4 protein-coding genes and 1 pseudogene are annotated in these 6,407 nt (G+C 71.3%); all 5 read left to right on the top strand.

From position 1 onward, the window contains the following. Nucleotides 1–756, top strand: a pseudogene (locus VIB55_RS13740) (hypothetical protein); the annotation flags it as partial. Further along, the gene (locus VIB55_RS13735) at nucleotides 753–2,159 is read left to right on the top strand and encodes an MBL fold metallo-hydrolase (RefSeq protein ID WP_331877222.1); all 1,407 of its coding nucleotides are present in this window, start codon (nucleotides 753–755) and stop codon (nucleotides 2,157–2,159) included. The pseudogene VIB55_RS13740 and the gene VIB55_RS13735, both read left to right, overlap by 4 nt. A 105-nt stretch (nucleotides 2,160–2,264) precedes the next feature. Then, nucleotides 2,265–3,266, top strand: a complete 1,002-nt coding sequence (locus VIB55_RS13730) for a hypothetical protein (protein ID WP_331877221.1) — start codon at nucleotides 2,265–2,267, stop codon at nucleotides 3,264–3,266. Between the two features lie 38 nt (nucleotides 3,267–3,304). Then, nucleotides 3,305–4,123, top strand: a complete 819-nt coding sequence (locus tag VIB55_RS13725) for a M12 family metallopeptidase (protein WP_331877220.1) — start codon at nucleotides 3,305–3,307, stop codon at nucleotides 4,121–4,123. A gap of 469 nt (nucleotides 4,124–4,592) precedes the next feature. Continuing rightward, the coding region (locus tag VIB55_RS13720; protein WP_331877219.1) for a hypothetical protein at nucleotides 4,593–6,407 on the top strand (1,815 nt) is incomplete at its 3' end.

Raw genomic sequence — 6,407 nt, 5'->3', positions numbered from 1 at the left:
CGGGTTCCGCTTTCGCACCAGCCCGCGCTCTTCGTCGGGATCCAGGCGCAAGCATGCCGCTGCGAGTCGGTCGCGCCGCAGCCGGCGCAGCTTGCGCGTCATCGCCGCTTCGACGAATTCAGCCGGGGCACAGGCCGCACGCCACGCACTTGGGACGCCGCGGTGCTCTTCGCCGACATGCCCAACCTGTCGCGGGTGTGCGCGGTGGAGAAGCTGCTGGAAGGGTGGGATCTCTCGACCGACCGGATCAAGGTGCGCCATGCCATCGCCCGGGCCCGGAAGGCGTTCAAGACGCGCCTGGAGAAGACTCTGATGGGCAAGGAGAAGGACTTCGGCCTGAACTTCGCCGACACCGGGCCCAAGCCGCCCAGGGACGCCGAGAAGCAGGGGCGCACGGGCTGGGACGTGAGCGCGGTGCGGCCCGCCCGGCGGGTGGGTCCCGACGGGCAGCTGCTCACCGATCTCATCGTGGAGCTCTCGCAGGCACGCTGGGTCGAGGCGCCCGTTCCCGGCGGGCTGGGCGGATTCTGGTTCCGGGGCGGCTGCACGCTGGTGTTCGACCTGGAATCCGGGCACGCGCGCTACTGCATCCGCAAGGACATCAATTCCACGGCGCGCGAGGAGCGGCAGATGCGGTTCCTGACCACCGGCGCCGTCTCGTCGCTGCAGGCCACCTACTTCGGCGCGCTGGAGGCGGGGGGCGAGCCCTTCGCCTTTCTGCACGGCGAGCCCGACGGCGCCCAGGAGCTCCCGTGAGCCCGGGCACCTGCGTCCGCGTGCGCATGTACCGGCAGGGGCTGGGCGACTGCTTTCTGCTCACCCTGTCGGCCGGCGGAACCGACACGCACGTGCTGGTGGACTGCGGCGTGGTGGGCCGCCCCGACGCGGCCGAGGCCATGCGGGCGGTAGCGCGCGACATCGAGGAGGCGACGGGCGGACACCTGCACCTGGTGGTGGCCACCCACACGCACTGGGACCACGTCTCCGGCTTCGCCGACGCCTCGGAGGTGTTCGGCCGGATGCACATCGACGAAGTATGGCTCCCCTCTACCGAGAACCCCGGCAACGAGGGCGGCAGGGCGATCCGGGCACGCAGGCGCGCGCTGGTCACCCGCCTGCGCGCCGCGGCCAAACGGAACCCTGCGCGCAACCCGCTGAGCAAGGGGGTCACCGGCGTGCTGGGGCTGTTCGGCGAGTGTGCGGCCGAGGGGGGCGACGCGGGGGCGCAGGCTTCGCGCGACGACGAAGAGGCGGCGCTGGCCGCGTTGCGCGCCGCCTCGCCCCGGGTACGCTACCTGGATACCCGCGACGCGCCCATGCAGCTCCCCGGCGGCGGCGCGAAGGCGTACGTACTGGGCCCGCGCCCGCCCACGTCACGGCCCGCAGCCGAAGCCGCCCAGGGCGCCATGGACCTGAGCAGCTCCTTTTTCTGCGCCGCCGAGCGGTTCCTGCGGATGGGAGACGACGGCCCGGACCCCGAGGAGCAGGAGCGGCTGGAGCGAAACCAGCCCTTCGACCTCAGCCACCGGCTCGTGATCGGCCGGAACGGCGAGCCGCCGCACGCGCCGCCGGAGGCGGCCAGGTTCTTCACCGAACAGTACTACGAGAAGACGCTGGCGTGGCGGGCCATCGACACCGACTGGCTGGGAATGGGGCGGGGCCTGGCGCTCACGCTGGAAAGCCACACCAACGACGGCAGCCTGGTGCTGGCCTTCGAGCTTCCCGGCACCGGCAAGGTGCTGCTGTTTCCCGGCGACGCGCGGGTGGCGCCGCCCGCGTGGAGCGAGCTGCGCTGGTCCGACGCCGACACGCCCCCCGCGGAGCTCCTGCGGCGCACGGTGCTGTACAAGGTGCCGCACCACTGCAGCCAGTGGGCGACGCCGGCTCCCGCCCTGGCCGCCATGGAATCGGCCGACCTGGTGGCGCTGGTTTCGGCCGACGCAGAAGCGGCCAAGTCGCTGGGCTGGCGGCTTCCGCACCCCCCGCTGATGGAAGAGCTGCTGCGCAAGACGCGGGGACGGGTCCTGCTGTCCCGCGGCAGCGATCCCGTGGTTGCGCCCAACCCGCCCAGGGACGGCGCCAGCACCGCCGAATGGCGGGCGTTCCGCGAGGCGGTGACGGAGACGCCGCTGTACGTGGAGTATTCCTTCGCCGGGTGAGAAACCTCGTCCATGCAGCTTCCCGCACCCAGACCTTTTCCATGAGCGACGACGTCCAAGAGCCGGGTGCCTTCGGAAGGATGGCCGATTTCGAGTGACGGCGGCATGCCCCCGCTGAAGACGGCGGTGCGGGCGGACGGATCGGTCGCGTTCGGCGGCCGGTTCTCCATCTCGTTCCAGCGCACCCTGCGCGTGCCCGAGGGGACGGCGGCGGGCCGGCTTCCCCCCGGGTTGGGGGCGCTGCCGGTGATGGCGGTGGACGACTACGCCCACCGGGTCCCCGCCGCCTGGCGCGAGCGCGGCGGCGTGTTCGTGCCCCTGCACCCGCGCGAGGCGCTGTGGCTGGGCTTCGAGGCGCCCTCGTGGCACCCCCACGCCGTCCAGGTGGGGGTCGGCGGGGTGAACGCGCTCACCGGCGGGCCGTGGTCGCCCTCCCTGGGACCGGGGCCGCAGGACTACCTGGTGTGCCCCCCGCAGCTGTGGCTGGACGGCATCCGCACGGCGGCGGGCGAGGTACGGCAGCTGGTGGCGGCGCCGCTGGGGCGGGGCTACACCGTCGAGGCGCAGGTCACCGGCGGGGAGCGCTTCGGGGGAATGCAGCTGGTGGTGTATCCCCCGCGCCCCGGCCGCTTTCCCGACGAGCCGCCCCATGCCGAGCCGGACCCGCGTCCCAGCGGAGGGATGCTGGGCGGGCCACCCACCGTCGCGTTCGCCGCGGGGCCGGCGGAGATGGGCATCGCGGCCGGCGGGCGCATCGCGCAGAAGGTGTATCCCGATCCGCACGGCGCCGATACGTGGGACACCTCGGCCGCCACCGCGTTGTGGGTGCACCTGCTGAACGCGGAGCAGTTCCAGGCGGTTACCGGCCGGCCTCCGCCCCCCTCCCCCGTCAGCGCGCGCACCTACACCGAGCACGGGTTTCCCTGGTTCGAGCTGATGGACGAAGGCGACGAAGACCTGGGCGCGTCGGAACTGGACCGGGTGCGGCCCCTTTCCGAGCTGGAGCGCGAAGCGGGCGAAGGCGAGGGCGAAGAGCCCTTCGACATCCCGGATGGCCAGGTGGTCAGGCTTCACCGGGGAAACGGCGGTGACGGGCAGCGATCATGAAGCGTGCGGATCAACCCTTTCGATCGGAGAACCAGATCATGCCGACGAGGAAGAAGCAGACCGGCGACGATGCGGCCGACGGCGGCGAGAACCTTCGGATCGAGGAGGTCCACGCCTGCACCGAGATGGTCCTCCCGCCCGCCCTGCAGGGCGAGGCCGAGATGGTGGCCCTGGACGAACGCGCCGACAACGCGCAGGCCCGCAACTCCGGGCCGCCCGGCACGGGGGGCGACGGGGCGCGGCTGGCCGGGCTGAAAGGCAAGCTGTGGAAGCCCGGGCGCACGCTGCGGGTGCGGTTCCTGGACAATCCGCCCCCGCGCGTACGCGAGCAGATCGAGAAGTACGCGCACCAGTGGGAGCACTACGCCAACATCAAGTTCAGCTTCGGCACCGATCCCAACGCCGAGATCCGCATCACCTGCACGCCGGGGCAGGGTTCGTGGTCGTACCTGGGAACCGACGCGCTGACGATCTCCAGGAGCAAGCCCACCATGAACTACGGGTGGTTCACCGAGCAGACCGCGGAGTCGGAGTTCTCGCGCACGACGCTCCACGAGTTCGGCCACGCGCTGGGGTTCATCCACGAGCACATGAGCCCGGCGGGGAACATCCCCTGGAACCGCCCGGCGGCGTACCGCTACTACATGAGCACGCAGGGGTGGACGAAGGAGCAGGTAGACAGCCAGCTCTTCGGCAAGTACGCCGCTTCGCAGACGAACGCCTCGGCGTACGATCCCACCTCCATCATGCACTACCCGGTTCCCAGGCAGCTGACGAACGGCGGGTTCGAGGTCGGGTGGAACACCGAGCTTTCCGAGCGGGACAAGACGTTCACCCGCCAGCTGTATCCCGCCTGACCCACGCGGATCGTCCCGCATCCGGCCCCGCAGGACCCGGTCGATGCGAGATACAGAAACAGCCAGAGATCGGAGGTCCGCCTCCTCCGTATCTCTGGCTGTTTCTGTCTCCTTCTACTGCCATTGGCGGTAGAGTGGCGGACGCGCCCCCATGCGGCATTCCCGTCCCATCCACCGCGTCATCCACGCCCCAGTCGCCCTTCTGCCGCGTGCAAACAGGCGGCGACTGCAAGTGCACGCAAGTGGAGATACGAACAGGACGTTAAGGGTGGCAGAACGCGCGGCGGCCCCCGAGCGGCTCGCTCCCTGCCCTCCGGTGGCCCGGGTGCCAGGCGCCGTCCGGCGATCCTGCAGCACCCCGGCGCACGCGTTGCCGCAGCACCGCCGCCGTGGCGCGGCCAGGCGACCGGCACATCCCGCCTCTGCACGTGCGCCACCGCCTCACCACCCTTTTCCGGAGAAAATCCCCATGAGTCACCGCTTCGAGGGCCGCCTGTGTGGCTACCTGTGCGACGAGTGCCACGAGCCCATGGCCCGGGTGCGGGTGCGCCTGTACCGGCCGCTGGAAGACCGCGCCGCCGACCTGGTGGCCGCCCGTCCCAAGGACACCTTCGCCGTGCTGACGGCTGAGCAGGTGGAGGCCAAGGAGCCGCGCCTGCTGGCCGAAGGCCACACCGACGAAGAGGGCAGCTTTTCGATCGAGCTGGTAGACGACAAGCGCTACGACGGCGGCCCGGTGGAGGTGGACGTCGTCATTTCGCGCATGCCCGGACAGAACGGGGACGTTCGCCGCAAGAGCGTGCAGGCGCACCTGACCACGCTGGCGCCGGACTGGGGACGGGAGCTGTCGTGGCACTGGCGCTATTGCGTTCCGCACCGCTTCTGGTGCGCGCTGCGGGCGCTGTTCGACGCGTGGGTGATCTGCGGCTGGGTGGGCGACTGCAAGTCGGGCAAGGGCGCCGCGGGGCTGACCGTGACGGCGTACGACGCCGACTGGATCTCCGACGACACCCTTGGCACGGCCGTCACGGACGCCGACGGGCACTTCCGCATCCACTACTCCCGCGCCGACTTCCGGAAGACGTTCCTGTCGCCCCTCATCAACGTCGAAACGCCGTGGCCGCCGCTGAACAGCGGACCCGACGTGTACTTTCACGTGGCGGCCGCGGGGGGCGCGGTGCTCATCGACGAAGACAAGGCCGACGGGCACAAGCCCGGCCGCGAGAACGTGGGGGCGTGCCTGTGCGTGCGCCTGTGCGTGGGCGGCGGACGTCCCGGAGACGGCCTGGAGCCGGACACCAAGCCGCTGTTCACCCGCGTGGGAGCGTACCGCGTGAAGCCCGCGTTCAACGACTTTACTCCGGCCGGGCTCACCACCGCGGGCGAGTTCGCGTTCACGGGCAACCTGGAGCTCAACGGCATCCTCCCCGACGCGCAGGCGAATACGGCGGTCGAGTACCGGTTCACGGCGGCGGAGAACACGGGCGCGCCGGGCGCCGTGTTCAACCTGACCACGGCGCACCTCGGGACGGCCGAGATCGGCCACCTGCAGTTCTGGTACTGGGACGCGGGGCTGGGCGCGTGGTCGGTGAACGCCGTGCCCTTCTACGTGAACAACCCGGGAGCCACCGTCAGCATTCCCCAGCCGCCCCCCGCGGCGCCGCGCGTGGTGAGCATCAACGCCGACATCGACGCCGACGGGTGGGTGAAGGTGCCGCGCGTGAACGACCTGACGCAGGGCGGCGACGGGCGGTTCACGCGCGACAGCGACCACCTGGGTGTGCTGCGCAGCGACCAGCTCACGCACGAAAGCATCGACCTGGGCGCGCTGGCCGCGGGGCAGGCCGTGCCCGCGGGCGACCGGCGCACCCTGCGCACCTGGACGCTGGCGTTCGAGGCGCGCGAGGTGGCCTCCCACGCGCCCGTAGGAGCGGACTCGCTGGCCAGGATCGCCATCATCAACCTCACGTACAAGTACACGCGGCACCTCAACTGGGCCGGAGGACCGGTGGAGACGCGCCAGGTGGTGTCGCTGAACATCCAGGAGCTGCTGGGCGGGGGCGGCGGATGCGCCAAGGTGAACGACGAGGTCCATGCCCTGTACACCGTGTACCACCCCATGGCGCGCGCGGGCCGCGTCTATTTCCAGGGCAACCCGCCGATGCCCGGGCAGCTCGATCTGGCCCCGATCGCCGCGGGACACGCCGTCTCCCCCGCCGGCGGGCACCCGTTCGACTTCAGCGCGGCGCAGCCCTGCGCGTACATCCTGTGGCTGGAGGCCACG

This window comes from Longimicrobium sp., assembly GCF_036554565.1.
In the GTDB taxonomy this organism is placed as follows: Bacteria; Gemmatimonadota; Gemmatimonadetes; order Longimicrobiales; family Longimicrobiaceae; genus Longimicrobium.
This window is presented reverse-complemented; position numbering and strand designations above follow the sequence as displayed.